The following is a 20,782-nucleotide window of genomic DNA, read 5'->3' as shown; positions in this document are numbered from 1 at the left end:
TCCAGTTCGCGGTAACAGCGGGGTTGTGCTGTCGCGGCGCTCGTCATGGTGACGAAGGTTCAAACAACAAAGAAGGAAGGCAACGTGGCGAACAAGGTCAAGGAAATCTGGAAGTCGGGCAAGGCCGTGGTCAACGCGTGGCTCGCTATACCCTCCGGCTTCTCGGCCGAGATGGTCGCGCAATGCGGCTTCGACAGCGTCACCGTCGACATGCAGCATGGCGTGCAGGACTATCTGTCAATGGTCCAGTGCTTCCAGGCCATGGACAAGCATCCGATCACCCCGATGGTCCGCGTGCCCTGGAACGAGCCCGGCATTATCGGCAAGGTGCTCGACGGCGGCGCCTATGGCGTGATCTGCCCGATGGTCAATACGCCGCAGGAAGCCCGGAACCTGGTCTCCTATTCGAAATATCCGCCGAAGGGCGTGCGCTCCAACGGTCCGATCCGCGCCGGCATGTACGGCACTGCAGGCTCCTACCAGAAGACGGCCAACGACGAGATCGTGCTGTTGCCGATGATGGAGACCAGGACCGCGGTCGAGAACATGGAAGCGATCCTCGACGTCGAGGGCATCGACGGCGTCTATATCGGCCCGTCCGACCTCGGCTTCTCCTACGGCCTCGAGCCCAAGCTCGACCGCAGCGAGCCCGAGATCCTCGCGATCTACGAGAAGATCATCAAGGAGTGCGGCAAGCGCGGCCTCAACCCGGGCATCCATTGCAGCGGCGCCGAAGGCGCAGCGCGCGCCATCAATATGGGCTTCAAGCTGGTAACGTTGTCGAACGAGGTCGGTCTGATGACGACCTACGCCAAGATGCAGGTGAATGCGACCCGCAAGGAATCAGGCGGGAAGGCGTAACAAACCCGCGAATGGCGAATGGGGAGTAGCGAACAGGGCTACTCCCCTTTTCCATTCGCCATTCGCTACTCACTACTCGCCTAAGGAGATACCCATGACCATCAGCCTCGTCATCCGCCTGCATCCCGATGATGGCGTGGTGATCGCGCGCGCGAGCCTGCCGCCCGGCACGATGGTCGCCGACGGCGTGATCACGGTCGATCGCATTCCCTCCGGCCACAAGGTCGCGATCAAGCCGATCGCATTGGGAGAGCCGATCAAGCGCTACGGCCAGATCATCGGCTTTGCCACGATGCCGATCGCGCCGGGCCAGCACGTCCACACGCAGAATTGCGGCATGGGCGATTTCGCCAAGGACTATGCCTATTGCGCCGACGTCAAGCCGACGCCGAATTTCGACCTGCCGGCGACCTTCGAGGGCATCCGCCGTCCGGACGGCCGCGTCGCCACGCGCAACTATATCGGCATCCTCACCTCGGTGAATTGCAGCGCGCATGTCGCCAGCCTCGTTGCCGACGTCTTCAAGAAGAATCCCTTCAGTGGCGACAACCCGCTGGCCGATTTCCCCAACGTCGACGGCGTGGTCGCGCTGACCCACAAGACCGGCTGCGGCATGACGCAGAACGAGCCGCTGGCGCTGCTCCGCCGCACGCTCGGTGGCTATGCGCGGCACGTCAATTTCTCTCACGTCATCGTGCTCGGCCTCGGTTGCGAGGTGAACCAGATCGGCGGCCTGATGGAAGAGCAGAAGCTCGCCGGCCGGCTGCGTGCGATGGACATCCAGGAGGTCGGCGGCACGCGCAAGACGGTGGAGGCGGGCATCGCCTTCGTGCGCGAGGCGCTCGCCGATGCCAACAAGGTCAGGCGCGAATCCGTGCCGGCCAGCGAACTCACCGTGGCCCTGCAATGCGGCGGCTCGGACGGCTATTCCGGTGTATCAGCCAATCCCGCGCTCGGTGCTGCCAGCGACCTCGTCGTCCGTCACGGCGGCACCGTGATCCTGTCGGAAACGCCGGAGACCTATGGCGCCGAGCATCTCTTGACGCGCCGCGCGGTCAGCCGTGAGGTCGGCGAGAAGCTGGTCGACCTCATGCGCTGGTGGGACGAATACACCGCGCGCGAAGGCGCTGAGATGAACGCCAATCCAAGCCCCGGCAACAAGGCCGGTGGCCTCACCACCATCCTGGAAAAATCGCTCGGCGCAATGGCGAAGGCCGGCACCACCAATCTCGTCGAGGTGCTGCGCTACGCCGAGCCCGTCACCAAGAAGGGTTTTGTCTTTATGGACACGCCCGGCTACGACCCGGTCGCAGCGACCGGCCAGGTCGCAGGCGGCGCCAATCTCGTCTGCTTCACGACCGGGCGCGGCAGTGTGTTCGGCTGCAAGCCGGCGCCGTCGATCAAGCTCGCCACCAACACGCCCATGTACAAGCGCATGGAAGAGGACATGGACGTCAATTGCGGCACCATCCTCGAAGGCGAGGAGAGCGTCGAGCAGTGCGGCCAGCGCATCTTCGATCTCATCCTCAAGACGGCGTCGGGACAGCCGACCAAGAGCGAGAGTTTTGACTTCGGCGGCGCCGAGTTCGCCCCCTGGGTGCTGGGCGCGACGATGTAGGGGGCGAATGGCGAATAGGGAGTGGCGAATACACGCACGCTTCCTCCATTCACTATTCGCTACTCACCACTCGCCCGTGCCGTAGGCACGCACTGCCCGTTGTTAGTGCTTGATCGCGCTCACATCAGGTGTTCTGCTCAAAAAAGCTGCTGGAGCACCGCACCCCGTGTCGATCTACGTCGCACTACACCACGTCACGCACTACAAATACGACCGCCCGATCGATCTCGGCCCGCAGACCATCCGGTTGCGGCCGGCGCCGCATACTCGCACGCCGATCCTGAGCTATTCGCTCAAGGTCACGCCATCCAATCATTTCGTGAACTGGCAACAGGACCCCCAGGGCAATTGGCTCGCGCGCTACGTCTTCCCGGAGAAGACGACCGAGCTGAAGCTCGAGGTCGATTTCACGGCGCAGATGACCGTGGTCAATCCGTTCGACTTCTTCGTCGAGCCTTATGCCGACAGTTTTCCGTTCGACTATCCGAAGGACCTGAAGACGGAGCTTGCGCCCTATCTCGAGACCATCAAGCCTGATCGCTTGTTTGCGCAATATCTCGATGCGATCCCACAGGAAGCGCCGAACACCGTCAACTTCCTGGTCGATCTCAATCGCGAGCTCCAGAAGAAGATCCGGTACATCATCCGCATGGAGCCGGGCGTGCAGTCTCCGGAGGAGACGCTCACGTCCGGCGCCGGCTCGTGCCGCGATTCCGCCTGGCTCTTGATCCAGACCTTCCGCCATCTCGGGCTCGCCGCCCGTTTCGTCTCCGGCTATCTCGTCCAGATCCGTCCCGACATCGATCCGATCGAGGGGCCGCCGGAGGTTGAGAACGATTTCACCGATCTGCACGCCTGGGCCGAGGTCTACCTTCCGGGCGCGGGCTGGATCGGGTTCGACGCGACCTCCGGTATGCTCGCCGGCGAGGGGCACATCCCGGTTGCCGCAACACCGCATTATCGCTCTGCCGCGCCGATCTCCGGTGGCGCCGGCTTTGCCGAGGTCGAGTTCGCATTCGACATGAGCGTGAAGCGCATTCGCGAGGCGCCGCGCATCACAAAACCGTTCTCTGACGAAGCCTGGGCGCGGCTCAACGATCTCGGCGAGCAGGTGGACGGCGATCTTGCCGCCCACGACGTGCGGCTCACCATGGGCGGCGAGCCGACCTTCGTCTCGGTCGACGATCTCGAGGCGGCGGAATGGAATATCGACGCCGTCGGTCCGACCAAGCGTGCCGTTGCCGACGATCTGATCCGCCGCCTGCGCGTGCGGTTCGCGCCCGGCGGCCTGCTGCACTTCGGCCAGGGCAAATGGTATCCTGGCGAGACCCTGCCGCGCTGGGCGTTTGGCCTGTATTGGCGCAAGGACGGCGTGCCGATCTGGAAGAATGCGGATCTCATCGCCAGGATCGAGAATCCGCGGCGCGCTAACGTCAAGGACGCCGAGGCCTTCATGGAGGGAACGGTCGCACGGCTCGGCCTCGATCCCGGCTACATCATGCCGGCCTATGAAGACCCCGCCTATTGGTCGCAGAAGGAGGGGGAGCTTCCCATCAACGTCGATCCCTCGGATTCCAAGCTGTCCGATCCGGAAGCGCGCGCCCGCATGGCGCGGGTGTTCGACGAGGGGCTGAATACGCCAAAGGGCTTCGTGCTGCCGGTGCAGCGCTGGAACGCCGAAGCGCCGCGCTGGCGCAGCGAGCGCTGGAAGCTGCGTCGCAAGCATCTGTTCTTGATGCCCGGCGATTCCCCGCTCGGCCTGCGATTGCCGCTCAGTGCGCTCGAATATGTTCCGCCCGATCGCTATCCCTATGTCGTCGAGCAGGATCCGATGGAGCCGCGCACCAAGCTGCCGGTGTTCGAGCGCATGCCACGCCTGCAATCGCCGCCGCCGCGGCCGGCGCCGGAAAGTCCCGACGCAGCGGAGCCGGTACGCACCGCGATGTCGATCGAAGTCCGCGACGGCGTGCTCTGCGCCTTCTTGCCGCCGGTCGAGCGCATCGAGGATTATCTGGAGCTGGTCGCGGCGCTCGAAGCCGCGGCCGAGGAGATGCAGCTCCAGGTTCATGTCGAGGGTTATCCGCCGCCGTTCGATCCGCGCATCGACGTCATCAAGGTGACGCCTGACCCTGGCGTGATCGAGGTCAACGTCCAGCCGGCAAAGAATTGGCGTCAGGCTGTCGACATCACCGTCGGGCTCTATGAGGATGCCGCCAAGATCCGTCTCGGCGCCAACCGTTTCCTGGTCGACGGCCGCCATACCGGCACCGGCGGCGGCAATCACGTCGTGGTCGGTGGCTCGTCACCGCAGGACTCACCGTTCCTGCGGCGGCCCGATCTCTTGAAGAGCCTCGTGCTGTACTGGCAGCGGCATCCGTCGCTGTCCTATTTCTTCTCCGGCCTGTTCATCGGCCCGACCAGCCAGGCGCCGCGTATCGACGAGGCGCGCCACGACAGCATCTACGAGCTCGAGGTCGCGCTGTCGCATGTGCCGCCGCCGGGGACCCAGACGCCGCTGTGGCTGGTGGATCGCCTGTTCCGGCATCTGCTGGTCGACATCACCGGCAACACCCACCGTGCCGAGATCTGCATCGACAAGCTCTATTCGCCGGAAGGCTCGACCGGCCGCCTCGGCCTGGTCGAATTCCGCGCGCTCGAGATGCCGCCTGATCCGCGCATGTCGCTGGCTCAGCAGCTCCTGATCCGCGCGCTGATCGCAAGGTTCTGGCGCGAGCCGCTGGCAGGTAAGTTCGTGCGCTGGGGCACCGCGTTGCATGATCGCTACATGCTGCCGCATTTCATCTGGGAGGATTTTCAGGACGTGCTCACCGAGCTGAAGCAGTTCGGTTATTCCTTCGAGCCGGAATGGTATCTGGCCCAGCTCGAATTCCGCTTCCCCGCCTTCGGCCGGGTCCATCATGGCGGCGTGACGCTGGAGCTGCGGCAGGCGCTGGAGCCCTGGCACGTGCTCGGCGAGGAGGGTTCGGCCGGCGGCACGGTGCGCTATGTGGACTCATCGGTCGAGCGGCTTCAGGTCAAGGCCGAGGGCTTCGTCGAGGGTCGCCACATCGTCACCTGCAACGGCCGCCGCCTGCCGATGACCTCGACCGGGCGCTCCGGCGAAGCGGTGGCCGGCGTCCGCTTCAAGGCCTGGCAGCCGGCCTCCGGCCTGCACCCGACCATTCCGGTCCATGCGCCGCTGACCTTCGACCTGATCGACACCTGGAACGGCCGCTCGCTGGGCGGCTGTGTCTACCACGTCGCCCATCCCGGCGGACGCAACTACGATACCAAGCCCGTCAACACCTATGAAGCCGAGGCGCGGCGGCTGGCGCGCTTCCAGGACCATGGCCATACCCCTGGGCCAATACAGCCGCCGCCCGAGGAACGCACAAATGAGTTTCCGCTGACCCTCGACTTGCGGACCCCGCTCCTGCAATGAGTATGATGGTGGGGCAGGGAGAGGCGCATGGCCGAGGGCGCAGCCGAGCAGGACGACCAGGCGGGCAGGGCGCAAGGACTGCGTGAAGGCCAGCGCCGCCTTGCGCAATGGGTCCGCGATTATAGCCGCCTGCCTGGCATCCCCGACGAGTTCCTGGGACCCGACGGCGCCCCGCGGGCGGTCTGGAGCCGCTTCTTCGATGCCTTCGGCGCGCTCGCGCCCGACGAGGTCGAGCGTCGCTTTGGCATGGCCGACCGCCATCTCCGCGAGGCCGGCGTCACCTATCGCGCCCCAGGCGACAGCGCCGACCGGCCGTGGTCGATCAGCCATCTGCCGCTCCTGATCGACGAGGCCGACTGGAAGCAGCTCTCCGCCGGCATTACCCAGCGCGCCGAATTGCTCGAGCTCGTGCTGCGCGACATCTATGGCGAGGGCCGCCTCATCGCCGAGGGCGCACTGCCCGCGGCTGCGATCGCCGGCAGTCCCGAATATCTCCGTCCCGTCTGCGGCGTGCCGCCGCCCGGCGGGCGCTATCTCTCGATCTATGCCGCCGATGTCGGCCGCGGTCCTGACGGCCGCTGGTGGGTACTTGGCGACCGCACGCAGGCGCCGTCGGGGGCGGGCTATGCGCTGGAGAACCGCCTGGTGCTCTCGCGCGCCTTCTCCGATCTCTACAAGTCGATGAATGTGCCGCGCGTCGCGCCGTTCTTCGAGGCGTTCCGCGATAGCCTGCGCGCGCGTGCCGACCGCGACGAGCCGCGGATTGGCGTGCTCACGCCGGGCAGCTTCAGCGAGACCTATTTCGAACATGCGACGCTGGCGCGCTATCTCGGGTTCCTCCTGGTTGAGGGCGATGATCTCGCGGTCAGCGACAACCGCGTTCACATCCGCACCGTCGCCGGCCTGAAGCGGCTCGACGTACTCTTGCGCCGCGTCGATTCCAACTCGCTCGACCCGCTCGAGCTCGATGCGTCCTCGCATCTCGGCGTACCCGGCCTGATCGACGTGCTGCGCAAGGACGGCGTCGTCATCGCCAACATGCCCGGCTCGGGCGTGCCGGAAGCACGGGCGCTGCTCGGCTTCCTGCCGGCGCTGAGCCGCCGCCTGCTTGGCGAGGAGCTGAAAATGCCGCACATCGCGACCTGGTGGTGCGGCCAGCGCGCGGCGCGCGACGAGGTGCTGGCGCGGCTCGACCAGGTCGCGATCGAGGGCGCCTACCGGCGCGGCGTTCCCGGCTTCGACAGCACGGGGCCGGTGCTCGCGAGCGAGTTGGATGCGAGCGAGCGCCAGCGCCTGGTCGACGCCATCATCGCGCGCGGCATGGACTATGTCGGTCAGGAGGTGGTGCGGCTCTCGACCATGCCGGTGTGGGAGCAGGGCCAGCTCACGCCGCGGCCGTTCGTGCTGCGCGTGTTCGCAGCCGCCACGCCCGATGGCTGGGCCATCATGCCCGGCGGCTTCTGCCGGATCGCCGAGCAGGCCGATGCGCGCGCGGTGTCGATGGGCGACGGTGCCCGCGCCGCCGACGTCTGGGTCGTCTCGGACAAGCAGGTCTCGACCGCGACGCTGCTGCCGGCGACCGACAAGGTGCGCATCCGCCGCATCGCCGGCGTGCTGCCGAGCCGCGCCGCCGACAATCTGTTCTGGCTCGGGCGCTATCTGGAACGCGCCGAGGCGACGCTGCGCCTGGTGCGCGCGTTGGGATCGCCGAGCGGGCCCAACAAGGGCAGCTCGGCTACGATGCAGTCGATTGAACGGATCCAGCGCCTGCTGGTGGCATGGGGCGCGGTCACGCAAACCTCGCGCGCGGCGCCTGGACCTATCGTCGCCGAAGCGCTGCAGAGCCCGGATCGTTTCGGCTCGGCGCTGTCGCTGGTCCGCGCGGCGCAGCGCACGGCGACCTCGTTGCGCGAGCGCCTTTCGCCTGATGCCTGGCAGGTCATCACCGAGATGGCCGAGCGCCTCGCCCACGAGGTCGAGGACGATGACAGCGTCTTGAGCGCGGCCGAGCTCACCTTGCAGGAGCTCGCGAGCTTTGCAGGCCTCGCGCAGGAGAACATGAACCGCGCCGCCGGCTGGCGCTTTCTCGATATCGGCCGCCGCGTCGAGCGCGCCGTCAACACCACGCGCTTCACGCGTCAATTCGCCTATGACGAGGCCGGCGACGAGGATCTCGACATCCTGCTGACGCTGGTGGATTGCCAGATCACCTACCGCTCGCGCTATCTGCTGGCGCCGGTCCTGGCGCCGGTACGCGACCTCGCCGTGCTCGATCCCTACAATCCGCGTTCGGTGGCGTTCCAAGTGACGACGCTCAACGAGCACATCGCCGCGCTGCCGAGCCTGAAGGAGCACGGCCTGATCGAGAAGCCGCAGCGGCTTGCGGTGGCGATGCAGGCGATGCTCGCGACCGCGGAGGCCGAGAAGCTCGAGGTCAAGACGCTGTTCGCGCTGGAGCAGGATCTGCTCCGCCTCGCGGAGGCGATCGGGCAGCACTATTTCCCGCATGGCCCCAATGCCAGCCGGCCGGAAAAGCTGACGGGGCTGGCGTGATCTACGACATCCGTCACGTCACGACTTACGGATATGAGAGTCCGGTCAGCTTCGCCCGCTGCACGCTGCGGCTGGAGCCGAACAGCGGCAATGGCCAGGAACTGATCTCACACGACGTCGAGATCCGTCCGCGTCCGGCCGAGCGCAACGTCCGCCGCGATTTCTTCGGCACGCTCACCGAGAGCGTGGTGATCGAGGCTGCGCACGGCAACTTGCGGATCGATTCTCGATCACGTGTGTCGGTCTCGCGACAGCCGCCGGCGCGTGATGCAGAAAGCCCGGCCTGGGAAAGCATTCGCGACATTGCCTTCGAGGCGACGAGCCTCGGGCCGTCCTCGCCGGTCGGCTATGTCTTTGCGAGCCCGCTGGTGCCGGTGCTGCAGCCGGTCAGCGCCTACGCGGCGATGAGCTTTGCGCCCGGCGCCGGCGTCCTCAAAGGTGCAGCCAATCTCATGCACCGCATCCGCAGCGATTTTCGCTACGACCCGAAGGCGACGGTGATCTCGACGCCGCTCGGCGAGGTCTTCGACAAGCGTCACGGCGTCTGCCAGGATTTTGCTCATGTGATGATCGCAGGGTTGCGCGGGCTCGGCCTGCCTGCGGCCTATGTCAGCGGTTATCTGCGTACCGTTCCGCCGGCGGGCCAGCCGCGTCTGCAAGGTGCCGACGCCACCCACGCCTGGGTGTCGCTGTGGTGCGGGGCGGAGCTCGGCTGGGTCGATTTCGATCCCACCAACGATCTCCTGGTCGCAAATGACCATATCGTGCTCGCGGTCGGGCGCGATTTTTCAGACGTGTCGCCGGTCGACGGCATCATCGTCGGCTCGCCGAAGCAGAAACTCGGCGTCGCCGTGGACGTGCTGCTGGTGGAATGACCGCAATCTTGCGGTCTGGACGAAAGCCACCCTAAGCGGTATCGCGCCGTAACTGCAACCGCGCTCTATGACGCAGCGCAACTGCAACATATTTTCGTGTTTTCGTCCTGGGATTTGGTCAGTCGGCCCAAGATGGGCTATGCTCGCTCGTGCGTCGAGGACAAGAATGAGGCGTCGGGAGTTGGCATGGAACACCAGCGACAGACGGGGCTGCATCCATGATGACGTTACCGAGACTGGCGGCCGAGACCCTGGAAAAGTTGCTCGGTAGGTTCATGCGCCGCCGGTACGATGAGACTTCTGCAAGCATCGTCGAGAGCGCCACCCGCACCGCGATGGAATGCATCGGCAACAGCGATGCGCTATATCACAATATCGAGCACACGATGCTGGTGACGCTGGCTGCCCAGGCGATCCTCAGCGGCCGAAGTCTTCACATCCATCTGCAAGCTGAAGATTACGTCCATGTCCTGATCGCCTGCCTCGCGCACGACATCGGCTATGTGCGAGGCCTGTTCGAGGAGGATGACGGCGACGGATTCGTGATCGATGCGGCCGACACCAAGATCGCCCTGCCGCGCGGTGCATCTGACGCCAGTTTGATGATGTATCACGTCGATCGCTCGAAACTTTATGTGACGCGGCGGCTGCGACATATTCCTGGAGTCGACCCGGACCGCATCGCGCGCGCCATCGAGGGCACGCGGTTTCCGGCCCGCGAGGGCCAGGACTATGACGAGGAAGCCTCGATCCTGCGCGCCGCCGATTTCATCGGCCAGCTCGGCGATCCCAACTATCTGCGCAAGGCCAACGCGCTCTATTACGAGTTCGAGGAGGTCGGAATCAACCGCCAACTCGGCTACGACTCGCCCGCCGACATCGTCAACCGCTACCCACAGTTCTACTGGAACAGCGTCGCACCGCATATCCAGACCGAGATCGGCTATCTCAACAAGACCGAGATCGGCCGGCAGTGGATCGCCAATCTTTACAGCAACGTGTTCCGCGCCGAACGCGACATCTCGCTGTCCGGTCCGCAGAAATGAGATCGAGCTCGAAGCTCGGATGAGCGCAGCGATATCCGGGTTCAGCATGGCCTCATCCCGGATGTCGCTTCGCTGGTCCGGACTATGATAGCGAACAGCTTGGCGAACAAGTCATGCAACACAAAACGGTCGCCACCGACATCCTCGACATCGCCTATCTCGAGTACGGCGCGCCCGACGGCTGGCCTTGCATCATGGGCCACGGCTTTCCCTACGATGTGAACGCCTACGCCGAGACCGCACCGATGATTGCACGGGCCGGCGCGTGGGTGCTGGTGCCCTGGCTGCGCGGCTACGGGCCGACGCGGTTTCGTGCTGCCGGGACGCTGCGCTCCGGCGAGCAGGCGGCGCTTGGCGCGGATCTCCTGGCCTTCATGGACGCACTCGGAATCAAGCGCGCGGTCGTCGGCGGCTATGACTGGGGCGGACGCGCCGCCTGCGTGGTTTCGGCGCTCTATCCGGAGCGCGTGATCGCCCTCGTCTCCGGCAATTCTTACAACATCCAGAACATCGCCTGCGCGATGGAGCCGGCCTCGCCGGCCGAAGAGGCCGCGCTCTGGTATCAATATCTCTTCCACAACGAGCGCGGCCGCCGCGCGCTGGAGCGCAACCGGCGCGGCTTTGCGCGTCAGCTCTGGTCGATGTGGTCGCCGAAATGGACGTTCGACGAGGCGACGTTCGAGAAAAGCGCAGTATCCTTCGACAATCCTGATTTCGTCGATGTCGTGATCCATTCCTACCGCCACCGCTATGGGCTGGTTGACGGCGACCCCGCCTATGCCGCGATCGAGGCCAAGCTCGCCGCGCAACCGCCGATCCGCGTCCCGACCATCGCAATCGACGGCGACAGCGACGGCGTCAATCCCGGCACCGCCCATCACGCGCGCAAGTTCGAGGGGTTGTTCGAGCGGCGCGTTTTCACGAATGCGGGTCATAATTTGCCGCAGGAGCGGCCGGTCGAATGGGCGAGGGCCGTGCTCGACGTCCGGAAAGCGGCCTCATAGAGCCCGTTTCTAGTCTCGCGGCTGGCTTGTCTGTCGTGCTTCCGATTTTTCCTGATTCTGGGAACCTTTTCCGATTGCAGCCGTCCAAGCTGTGGGGCCGCCTCTGTGTTGCGGCTCGTCGCAGGGAGGATCTAGATGAAGTCACAAGTGCGCAAGCTGGAACGTGTCGCGGTTGCGCAGAGGCCAACCGAACGGCCCGATCGGGCGGAGGTCGAGCAAGCGGTCCGGACCATGATCCGCTGGGCGGGCGATGATCCCGCGCGCGACGGTCTGCGCGACACACCGGATCGGGTTGCGCGAGCCTTCGAGGAATATTTTTCCGGCTATGCGCTGGATCCAACCGAAATTCTGCAAAAGACCTTCGAGGAAATCGAAGGCTATGACGAGATGATCGTCCTGCGCGGCGTCCGCTTCGAAAGCCATTGCGAGCACCACATGGCGCCGATCGTCGGCCGCGCCTGGGTCGCCTATATCCCGCAAGGGCGCGTGGTCGGCATCTCAAAGCTGGCGCGCGTGGTGGACATCTATGCGAAACGCCTCCAGATCCAGGAGAAGATGACCGCGCAGATCGCCAATACCATCAACGACGTGCTGAAGCCCGAAGGCGTCGGCGTCATCATCAAGGCGACGCATCACTGCATGACCACGCGCGGCGCGCACAAGCCCGGGACCGATCTCGTCACCAGCCGCATGCTGGGCGTGTTCCGCGACAATGCGCTGACACGTCAGGAGCTGCTGGGGCTGGCCAATTCGGACGATTGATCCGCGCTTGCTCAAGGAGATGACGCCATGACCGAGCACAAGCCGAGCGGATCCGACCTGGCCAAGGGCGTATCACTGACCGCGTTCGAGGACGGCAAATTGCTCGGTCACGTGGGCGAGGAAGACGTCCTGCTGGTGCAGGCCGGCAGCGAGATTTTCGCGATCGAGCCGGCCTGCAGCCACTACCACGGCCCGCTCGCCGAGGGCTTGGTGGTCGGCGACACCATCCGCTGTCCCTGGCATCACGCCTGCTTCTCCCTGCGCACAGGCGAAGCCACCCGCCCGCCGGCGCTGAACGCGCTGGCGGTGTGGGAGGTCACGCGCGATCGGGACAACATCGTCGTCCAGCGCAAGCGCGACGCACCGAAGCCGTCGGCAGCGCATCGCAGCGCGTCGACGCCGGAGAAATTCGTGATCGTCGGCGGCGGCGCGGCGGGCTTCGCCGCGGCCGACACGCTCCGGCGCGAGGGCTTTGCCGGTGCCATCACCATGCTCAGCAATGACGGCGCGATGCCGGTCGACCGGCCCAACCTCTCAAAGGATTACCTCGCCGGCAACGCGCCGGAGGATTGGCTGCCGCTGCGGGGCGAGGACTATTATCAGGACGCGGGCATCGATCTCAGGCTCAACACGAACGTCTCCGCCATTGATCCGCAGGCGCGCAACGTCACGCTGGGCAATGGCGACAGACTGCCGTTCGAGAAGCTGCTGCTGGCGACCGGGGCCGAGCCGGTCAAGTTGCAGATCCCGGGCGCGGACCAGCCGCAGGTCCACACCTTGCGCTCGGTTGCCGATAGCCGCGCCATCATCAAGGCCGCAGGGATCGCCAAGCGCGCCCTGGTGATCGGCGCCAGTTTTATCGGGCTCGAAGTCGCAGCCTCCTTGCGGGCGCGGAAGATCGAGGTGCATGTGGTCGCGCCCGAGGAACGGCCGATGCAGCGCGTGCTCGGCTCGGAGATGGGCGACTTCGTTCGCGCACTGCACGAAGAAAGCGGTGTGATCTTCCACCTCGAGGACACCGTGGAGAAGCTCGAGGGCGCACGCGCCACGCTGAAGAGCGGCGGGGTGATCGAGGCCGATCTCGTCGTGGTCGGCATCGGCGTCAAGCCGCGTCTGGCGCTCGCCGAGCAGGCGGGTCTTGCCGCCGATCGCGGCGTGAGCGTGAACGAATATCTGGAGACCAGCGCATCCGGCATCTTCGCCGTCGGCGACATCGCGCGCTGGCCCGATCCGCACTCGGGCCAGAACATCCGCGTCGAGCATTGGGTCGTTGCCGAACGCCAAGGCCAGACCGCAGCGCGCAACATGCTCGGCAAGCGCGAGCGCTTCGACGCGGTGCCGTTCTTCTGGTCCCAACATTACGATGTGCCGATCAACTATGTCGGGCACGCCGAGAGCTTTGACGATATAGTGATCGACGGCAGCATCCCGGGCAAGGACTGCCTGCTGAAGTACCGCAAGGGTGCCCGCGTGCTCGCGGTTGCTTCGATTTACCGCGATCTCGACAATCTCAAGGCCGAACTCGGGATGGAGCGGTCGCGCACCTGAAGCCAAGCATCGGGTTTGACCCCAACGCCATTCACGTTACAGGCGCTGGAGGCGCTCCATCAGCAACTCGACGCAAGACCGTCTGGCGCAACTCCGCTGATCTGATGTGCTGACAAGAAGCAGCACGCAGCGCGTTCGCTTCGCGCGGACGATGATCACGGGGGAGAAACCATGAAATCCGCTTTGGTCCTGGCCGCAGCGCTGGCTTACGCCTGTCTGTTCACGCCCGTCGCCGCGCAAAAATCCTACGGTCCCGGCGTCACGGACACGGAGATCAAGATCGGCAATACCATGCCCTATAGCGGCCCGGCCTCGCCGCTCAGCATCACCGGCAGGGTGATCGCGGCCTATTTCGATGAGGTCAACGAGAAGGGCGGGGTCAATGGCCGCAAGCTCAATCTGATTTCCCTGGACGACGCCTTCTCCCCGCCCAAGACCATGGAAGCGGCGCGGCGGCTGGTCGAAGGCGATGGCGTCGCCTTCATCTTCGCCACCATGGGCACCGCGCCGAGCTCGGCAATCGCAAAGTACCTGAACAGCAACAAGGTGCCGCAACTGTTTCTGATCAGTTCGGCCTCGAAATGGAACGATCCCGCCAACATGCCCTGGTCGATGGCGCTGCCATGGGCGCCGAACTACACCAGCGAAGCGGCGATCGACGTCGCCTATGCCCGTGCCAAGAATCCGAATGCGCGCTTTGCGGTGCTCTATCAGAACGACGATGCTGGGAAGGAATATCTGCGCGGTGTCAAGGAAGCGCTCGGTGCCGACGCCGACAAGGCGATCGCGATGGCCTCGAGCTTCGAGGTTGCCGACCCCACAGTCGATTCCCAGGTGCTGACGCTCGCCAATACCAAGGCCGACGTCTTCATGATCTATTCGGTGACGCCGCGCGCCTGCGCGCAGGCGATCCGCAAGGCGCACGAGGTTGGCTGGCAGCCGACGCGCTTCCTCGCCTCCGGCTGCGCCAACAAGGCGACCGTGATGGTGCCGGCCGGCCTCGATGCTGGCAAAGGCGTGCTGTCGCTCGGTGCGCTCAAGCCGTTCGTCGCCGAGCCCAAGAACGATCCGGCGATGACGGCCTATATCGATTTCATGAAGAAGCGCCTGCCCAATGCCGACATCAACAACGTCGCCGGCCTCTACGGCTACACCGTGGCCGAGGCGCTGGTGGTCCTGCTCAAGCAGTGCAAGGACAATCTGACGCGCGAGAACATCATGGCGCAGGCGTCGAACCTGAAGAACGTGCCGTTGTCGCTGCTGATGCCCGGCATCACCCTCAACACCACCCCACAGGATTTCCGCCCGATCAAGGACGGCTACATGCTCCAGTTCGACGGCAACGACTGGATCGTGGCAAGCGAGCTGCTGCGCGGTACCTGACGCGCCGGCCGAGCGAACCGGAGGGATACGATGGATTTTCAACACTCCGCCCGTTCGCTCGAGCTCCAGGACCGCGTCCGCCAATTCATGCGGACGCATGTCGAGCCCGTCGAGGAGCACTATTACGAGCAGGTCAAGCCGGAGGCCGCGCGCTACAAGACGCCGCAGGTGCTTCAGGACCTGAAGAAGCTGGCGCGGGAGCAGGGGTTCTGGAACCTGTTTCTCTCTGGCGAGCACGGACCCGGCCTCAGCAACCTCGACTACGCGCCCGTGAAGGAGATCATGGGCCGCATCCTCTGGGCGCCCGAGGTCTTCAACTGCTCGGCCCCTGATGTCGGCAACATGGAGGTGCTGGCGAACTACGGCACGCCCGCGCAGCAGGAGCGCTGGCTGAAGCCGCTGCTGGAAGGGCGCATCCGCTCCGGCTTCTCGATGACCGAGCCGCAGGTCGCCTCCAGCGATGCCACCAATATCCAGTGCGAGATCCGCCGCGACGGCGACAATTACGTCATCAATGGCCGCAAATGGTTCACGTCAGGCGCCATGAACGAGGATTGCGAGATCCTGATGGTGATGGGCAAGACCGCGCCCGACCATCCCGACCGCCACCGCCAGCAATCCATGATCCTGGTGCCGAAGGCGACGCCTGGCGTGCGCATCGTCCGCGACATGCTGACCTACGGCTACGACGACGCGCCGGTCGGCCATCCCGAGATCGTCTACGACAACGTCCGTGTGCCCGCCGAGAACATCCTGCTCGGCGAGGGCCGCGGTTTCGAGATCGCGCAGGGGCGGCTCGGGCCCGGCCGCATCCACCATTGCATGCGGCTGATCGGCTGCGCTCAGCGCGCGCTGGAATTGATGTGCCGGCGAGCGACCTCCCGTCTCGCCTTCGGCAAGCCGCTGGCGGAGCAGGGCTCGGTGCGCGAGGACATCGCGCACTCCTTCTGCGAGATTGCGCAGGCGCGGCTGCTCACGCTGCAAGCCGCCGACAAGATGGACCGCGACGGCAACAAGGCCGCGCGCGACCTGATCGCCGCCGCCAAGATCGTGGTGCCCAGCATGGCCGCCCGCGTCATCGATCGCGCCATCCAGATCCACGGCGCCGCCGGCGTCTCTCAGGACACGTTCCTTGCGCGTGCTTACGTCTACGCCCGCTTCATCCGCATCGGCGACGGGCCGGACCAGGTGCATCTGGCGGCGGTGGGGAAGGAGCTGATCAGGCGTGGCGGGGTGATGGCGGGCTAGGGCTATTGCTCCCTCCTGCTCTCCGGCAGCGAAGCACCGAAGCCGCAGCTGTCCGTGGCCCTGGCTTTCCACTATATGCGGGCTGGCGACGTCCTCATGTGCTGGCGCGACGCGGTCGTGCATGTAGGGCAGGTCCGCCGGGGGGAGCCAAATTGAACCGATTGAATCTTCACGATCCTCTTTTCGCCACCTATGTCATTGCCGCCAGCCTGATCATCTTGAAGGCCGTGGCGATGTCATGGCTGACGGTGATCCGCATGCTGCAAGCCAAGGGTGGCTATCGGTCGCCAGAAGATCTCAAGAAGACCCCATTGAATCCTGCGCCCGATCCATCGCAGCTTCTCCCCAACGAACGTGTCGAGCGGATCCGCCGGATCCAGATGAACGATCTCGAGAGCCTGCCGTACTTCCTGGTCGCGGGCCTTCTCTATATCCTCACACAGCCGTCGCTGCGGCTCACACAGTGGCTGCTCTACGGCTACGTTGCCTCACGCCTGCTGCATTTTCTGGCGTATCTCACCGGACAGATCCACGAAATCCGCGCGACGCTGTGGACGGTCGGCTCGCTCATCCTCGTCTTCATGACCGTTCGCACGCTTCTCGTTGCACTCGGCGCTTGATCCTCAATCGGCCACACCGGCGACCCGCTGGGCCGAAAGGTAGCGTTCGAGAGCGTCTTCTTGCTTGAAAAAGCGCATGGCGCGCAGGTCGCGGATCGTTGTTTTTTGTATCGCATCGCGACGCCGCGTGATCTCGCGGGCTTCTTCCAGGCGGCCCGCGGCGACTAGATTCGCAGCCAACATGCGATGGCCGGTGCCATTGCTGGGATTGTGCCGAACCGACTTGCGGGCCCACGCAATGCCATCCTCATGCCGCCCGAGCGCAAAGTAAGATGCGGTCAATCCTGTCATCCACATATGCAGCATCCTGTCATCGGGACTAAGGACGAGAGAGCGATGCAGGCATATCACCGCGTTCTCGTAATCACCTGCCATGCTGTCGATCATTCCGAGCACGCCCCATGCAAAGGCCGAACTGGGATTGAGCCTCACGGCCTCGCTGGCGTGAATGCGGCCCTGATCGTTGTCGCCGACCGGCCCAAAGAGGGTGAAGCCATATACTGCATGCGCAAAAGCATCCGCACCATCCTGCTCGACGGCGCGACGCGCCAGACCGAGTGCCTCGACCGCGGCATCGGTCGGCGTGTCGGCGCCGAGCGGTGAAGCCATGACGAGTGCCCAAGCAAGCGCCGCGAGCGTCGGCGTGCGGGTCTGATCGAGCCCAAGAGACTGTCGAAGCAGGTCGATCGACTTGGTGACGTCATTGCGGGTGCCGCTCCACAGGTGATGAAGCGCACGCAGATAGAGATCATATGCCGAAAGATTGGTCGGCGGCTTTCGGCGCGCCCGCTCGATCTCGGCGCTGCGAACGGCGGGATCGACGACTGCGGCAACACTGGTGCTGACGTCATCCTGCAGATCGAAGATGTCGATGAGGGGGCGGTCATAACGATCGGACCAGACTTGTGCCTCACTGGCCGTATGGGTCAGTTCGGCCGATATGCGAACACGGTTGCCGGCCTTGCGTATATGGCCGCTCAAGACGTATTGGACACCGAATTGTTGCGCAATCTGCTGGCTGGTCATTCCCTTGTCCCGGAGGGCAAAGCTCGATCCGCGCGCAATCACCACCAACTCGCGAAAGCGCGATAAAGCGGTGATGAGGTCTGCGGTGACGCCATCGGCGAAGTACTCCTGTTCGGGGTCACCGCTCATGTTCCGGAACGGAAGCACCGCCACGGAGGGCTTCTCGTTGCCGATCACGTGCGCTGGTGGAGGTGGACGTTCTGCCGCTATGTCAGCCGCAGCCGAAACGATCTCCTGCTCTTGGACCTTGCGCAGTTCCGCAGCGAGGGCGCTGGTGGCCAGATCGGGCCGGGTGCCAAGCTCCTGCTTCAGCAAGGCAACCACGTCCTGGTAGTATTTGAGTGCTTCCGCGTTCCGTCCGGCTGCGGAGAACGCGCGCATGATCAAGCGATGCGCATCTTCGCGCATGCAATTGAGCACGTTGGCACGCTGGCCGGCACGGAGGGCCTCGCCCGTACGCCCCGCAGACAGCTCGTACTCGCCGAGCAAAACCATTGCGCCAAGAGCCAACTCCGACAACCGCTCACGTTCGCCAGCCAACCACTCGCTCCAGCCCTCCTCGTTGACGCCAATGTCATCAAGGAGACGCCCGCGGTACAGATCTGTCGCCGCCGTCAACGCGTCATGGCTGCCTTTTCGGACAAGCTCCTCAAATTGAGGCACGTCGCAAGCGATCGCAGTGGCGTTCAACGAAACAAATTCGCCGTCACTCCTGAGAGCATCCTGGCCCAGGATTTGACGCAGCTTGAAGAGCGCCTGTCGCAGGTTTTGCTTCGCCTGCGTGTCGAAGTGAGATCCCCACAGCAAGGTCGACAGTTTTTCGCGTTGCTGGGGCTCAGGTGCCATGCAAGCCAGATAGGCGAGCAATCCCGCGAGCTTCCTGTTGGGCAGGCTGACGACGCCGCCCGGTCCTGCCAGTTCGAAACGGCCGAGGAGCGAGAGGGCAAAACCCGGGCGCCGCCTAGATGCAGATTCAGTCATTCCGCCTCTAATTTGAGCAGACACGCCCGTAGATATACATCCTACACGAATTGCGAGTTTCACGAACACTAATAACGCGTCGATGACGCTTGAATAACGCCAGCGAAGACGACTGCGGGTTCAGATCATGTTGCGACGAGATGCCGTTTGGCTGATCGACGCAGAGCAATGTCATCGGGCAGGCCGTCATGTGCGCGCGTCACCTCCTAGCAGTGGTCGCTATTCTCTTCGTGGTCCTTGCGGGGATCGACGTCGCGCTGACGGCCTTTGCCGCGCCGAGAGCCAGGGTCGCTTCGGACTCGGCACCTCCGGTTGCACCGCTCTTATTCGGAGGCGACTGATGGACTCCGATTTCACATGGCCGTCAAACAGGAGGTCGCATTGAGCATCTCGACGATCAAATATTCGACGGGGCCGAAGCTGCTCACAACAAGGCCCAGACGTTGTCGAGAAATCCTATCTCTTGATGGGAGGAAACGGCGATGACGCACGCTTCATTTGCCGAGGCCACAAACGCGCCCCCGGGCAAGGTCCCGAGTGCGCATCCCCGACGCCATTCCCCCTGCAAAGCATTTTCATCTGCGCAGCTTGGCGCCCCTCCCGTTGTTCGTCACCTGGTACCAGCGCGCCTGCTTCAGGGCGGAGCTGCTCGCCGACCTCAGGGACAGGCCCGAATACCTCAGTGACATCGGGATTTGCCGCCACGAGGCGACGTCCGAAACCACCCGATTTTTCTGGGAGCCAGTCCTGCTTAGGCGCAGCAGAGGCGACTGAGTGGAGTCCAATTTCATATGGCCGCCAAACGGGAGGTCGCATTGACCGATATCGCGCCAATCGACGTTCCCGCGCCACCTCGGACCTCTGTTGCATCAACGATCATCGCTGCACTTCACGAATCTCGCCGCCTAGAGGCAATTAACGTCATTCATCGCTACCGGCATCTTGGTTGCGATCGAGTCGAGATCAACCTTTGCGACCCGACGCCATCGCCGGACACGAGAACGCGCGCTCGTCAGATGCTGAACAATCGAATGGACAAGAAAGTGAGGGGATTCAGCGAAACACATCTGATGATCCTCATTCTTCTGGGATTCGGCGTCGTTCACGTGATTGGCGGCGTCCTGATGGCGCGCGCGGCTCCCGAGCAAGGCAATCCTCCCTTGGTCGTCGCAGCCTGGGGCGACTGAGGGTGGCCGGCGACGGAAGCTGGTTCATTGGATGAGAAAGATCGAGAGGCCGACGTGACAGCAATCATAAACGCGATTTCCCGGACGGTCTTCTCGGCCACCAGCAGCGACGTGGCGAAACACGCTCTGCTGCTGGTCGCAGCGTGCGTCTTCGTGTTCGTGCTCTCGCTCACCTATGGCTTGGATTTGAGCCCCGGATTGTTTTGATCATTGCGGTGGCAAGAACCGCGAACGCTGCCCGGTCTGCAATTCCAATCGCGGCGGTGCTCAAAAGCGCGCGCCGGTCTCTGTCGATGGTGATCGCGGAATTGTATGACATCGCCATGGGACTGCCTCCTGGCTTCAGGCAATCGGAGCCTGCGGGGCAGGACAATCCCTGGTCTGCCTCAGCAACATGGCTTGGAAGTTGGTCAATAGCTCGTTAGGCCTTGTTAGATGCTGTGAGCCGTTGCGATCGCTGCCCGCCGCGGAAGAAAGACAAGCTCAGCATTACTGTCCAGGTCCGCTCACGAGGGCAGGGCGGAAGTGCCTTCACTGTTACCCTCTTTTAGGGCGTGTGGGCTAAAGACGCAGATGCCCGATCGATGCGGATGTCCGCCTAGGCTGCCACGGGCTGCTCTGAAGGAGA

15 protein-coding genes are annotated in these 20,782 nt (G+C 64.3%); 14 read left to right on the top strand and 1 reads right to left on the bottom strand.

The annotated features are described in order from the left end of the window. Positions 1-84 precede the first annotated feature (84 nt). The 12 genes from IVB12_RS20550 to IVB12_RS20495 all read left to right on the top strand — a co-directional run bounded on the left by IVB12_RS20550 (position 85) and on the right by IVB12_RS20495 (position 16,960). Positions 85-861 carry an aldolase/citrate lyase family protein gene (locus IVB12_RS20550; protein WP_247278922.1) on the top strand — a complete coding sequence of 259 codons (777 nt, stop codon included), beginning with the start codon at positions 85-87 and terminating at the stop codon, positions 859-861. Between the two features lie 94 nt (positions 862-955). Further along, positions 956-2,479 carry an altronate dehydratase family protein gene (locus IVB12_RS20545; protein WP_247301349.1) on the top strand — a complete coding sequence of 508 codons (1,524 nt, stop codon included), beginning with the start codon at positions 956-958 and terminating at the stop codon, positions 2,477-2,479. A 166-nt stretch (positions 2,480-2,645) separates the two neighbouring features. Continuing rightward, positions 2,646-5,921, top strand: a complete 3,276-nt coding sequence (locus tag IVB12_RS20540) for a transglutaminase family protein (protein ID WP_247301348.1) — start codon at positions 2,646-2,648, stop codon at positions 5,919-5,921. Positions 5,922-5,948: 27 nt separating this feature from the next. Beyond that, positions 5,949-8,474 carry a circularly permuted type 2 ATP-grasp protein gene (locus tag IVB12_RS20535; RefSeq protein ID WP_247301347.1) on the top strand — a complete coding sequence of 842 codons (2,526 nt, stop codon included), beginning with the start codon at positions 5,949-5,951 and terminating at the stop codon, positions 8,472-8,474. Further along, positions 8,471-9,349, top strand: a complete 879-nt coding sequence (locus IVB12_RS20530; protein ID WP_247301346.1) for a transglutaminase family protein — start codon at positions 8,471-8,473, stop codon at positions 9,347-9,349. The genes IVB12_RS20535 and IVB12_RS20530 overlap by 4 nt, the downstream gene beginning before the upstream one ends. Before the next feature lie 218 nt (positions 9,350-9,567). Further along, a complete protein-coding gene (locus IVB12_RS20525; protein WP_247301345.1) occupies positions 9,568-10,395 on the top strand; it encodes a metal-dependent phosphohydrolase in 828 nt (275 codons plus the stop codon). A 113-nt stretch (positions 10,396-10,508) separates the two neighbouring features. Then, on the top strand, positions 10,509-11,399 hold the full coding sequence (locus tag IVB12_RS20520; protein WP_247301344.1) for an alpha/beta hydrolase: 891 nt from the start codon (positions 10,509-10,511) through the stop codon (positions 11,397-11,399). Positions 11,400-11,534: 135 nt separating this feature from the next. Further along, complete coding sequence (folE, locus tag IVB12_RS20515; protein WP_247278915.1) at positions 11,535-12,161, top strand: GTP cyclohydrolase I FolE; 627 nt, start codon at positions 11,535-11,537, stop codon at positions 12,159-12,161. Between the two features lie 27 nt (positions 12,162-12,188). Continuing rightward, complete coding sequence (locus IVB12_RS20510) at positions 12,189-13,709, top strand: FAD-dependent oxidoreductase (protein WP_247301343.1); 1,521 nt, start codon at positions 12,189-12,191, stop codon at positions 13,707-13,709. Positions 13,710-13,880: 171 nt separating this feature from the next. Continuing rightward, positions 13,881-15,092 (top strand): ABC transporter substrate-binding protein, encoded by a 1,212-nt coding sequence (locus IVB12_RS20505; RefSeq protein WP_247301342.1) that lies wholly within the window; start codon positions 13,881-13,883, stop codon positions 15,090-15,092. A gap of 30 nt (positions 15,093-15,122) precedes the next feature. Continuing rightward, positions 15,123-16,340 carry an acyl-CoA dehydrogenase family protein gene (locus tag IVB12_RS20500; RefSeq protein WP_247301341.1) on the top strand — a complete coding sequence of 406 codons (1,218 nt, stop codon included), beginning with the start codon at positions 15,123-15,125 and terminating at the stop codon, positions 16,338-16,340. Between the two features lie 98 nt (positions 16,341-16,438). Next, entirely contained in the window at positions 16,439-16,960 is a 522-nt protein-coding gene (locus IVB12_RS20495; RefSeq protein ID WP_247301340.1) for an MAPEG family protein, read from the top strand. A gap of 3 nt (positions 16,961-16,963) precedes the next feature. Here the strand turns inward: IVB12_RS20495 and IVB12_RS20490 are convergent, their stop codons facing one another. After that, entirely contained in the window at positions 16,964-18,967 is a 2,004-nt protein-coding gene (locus tag IVB12_RS20490; protein ID WP_247301339.1) for a BTAD domain-containing putative transcriptional regulator, read from the bottom strand. Positions 18,968-19,782: 815 nt separating this feature from the next. Here IVB12_RS20490 and IVB12_RS20485 point away from each other — a divergent pair. Together IVB12_RS20485 and IVB12_RS20480 are read left to right on the top strand one after the other, a co-directional pair. Next, positions 19,783-20,154: a hypothetical protein gene (locus IVB12_RS20485; protein WP_247301338.1), complete on the top strand. Its 372-nt coding sequence runs from the start codon at positions 19,783-19,785 to the stop codon at positions 20,152-20,154. 27 nt (positions 20,155-20,181) lie between these two features. Further along, positions 20,182-20,361 carry a hypothetical protein gene (locus IVB12_RS20480; protein WP_247301337.1) on the top strand — a complete coding sequence of 60 codons (180 nt, stop codon included), beginning with the start codon at positions 20,182-20,184 and terminating at the stop codon, positions 20,359-20,361. The last annotated feature ends 421 nt before the right edge of the window (positions 20,362-20,782 follow it).

The organism is Bradyrhizobium sp. 179 (genome assembly GCF_023073535.1).
Classification (GTDB): Bacteria; Pseudomonadota; Alphaproteobacteria; order Rhizobiales; family Xanthobacteraceae; genus Bradyrhizobium.
This window is presented reverse-complemented; position numbering and strand designations above follow the sequence as displayed.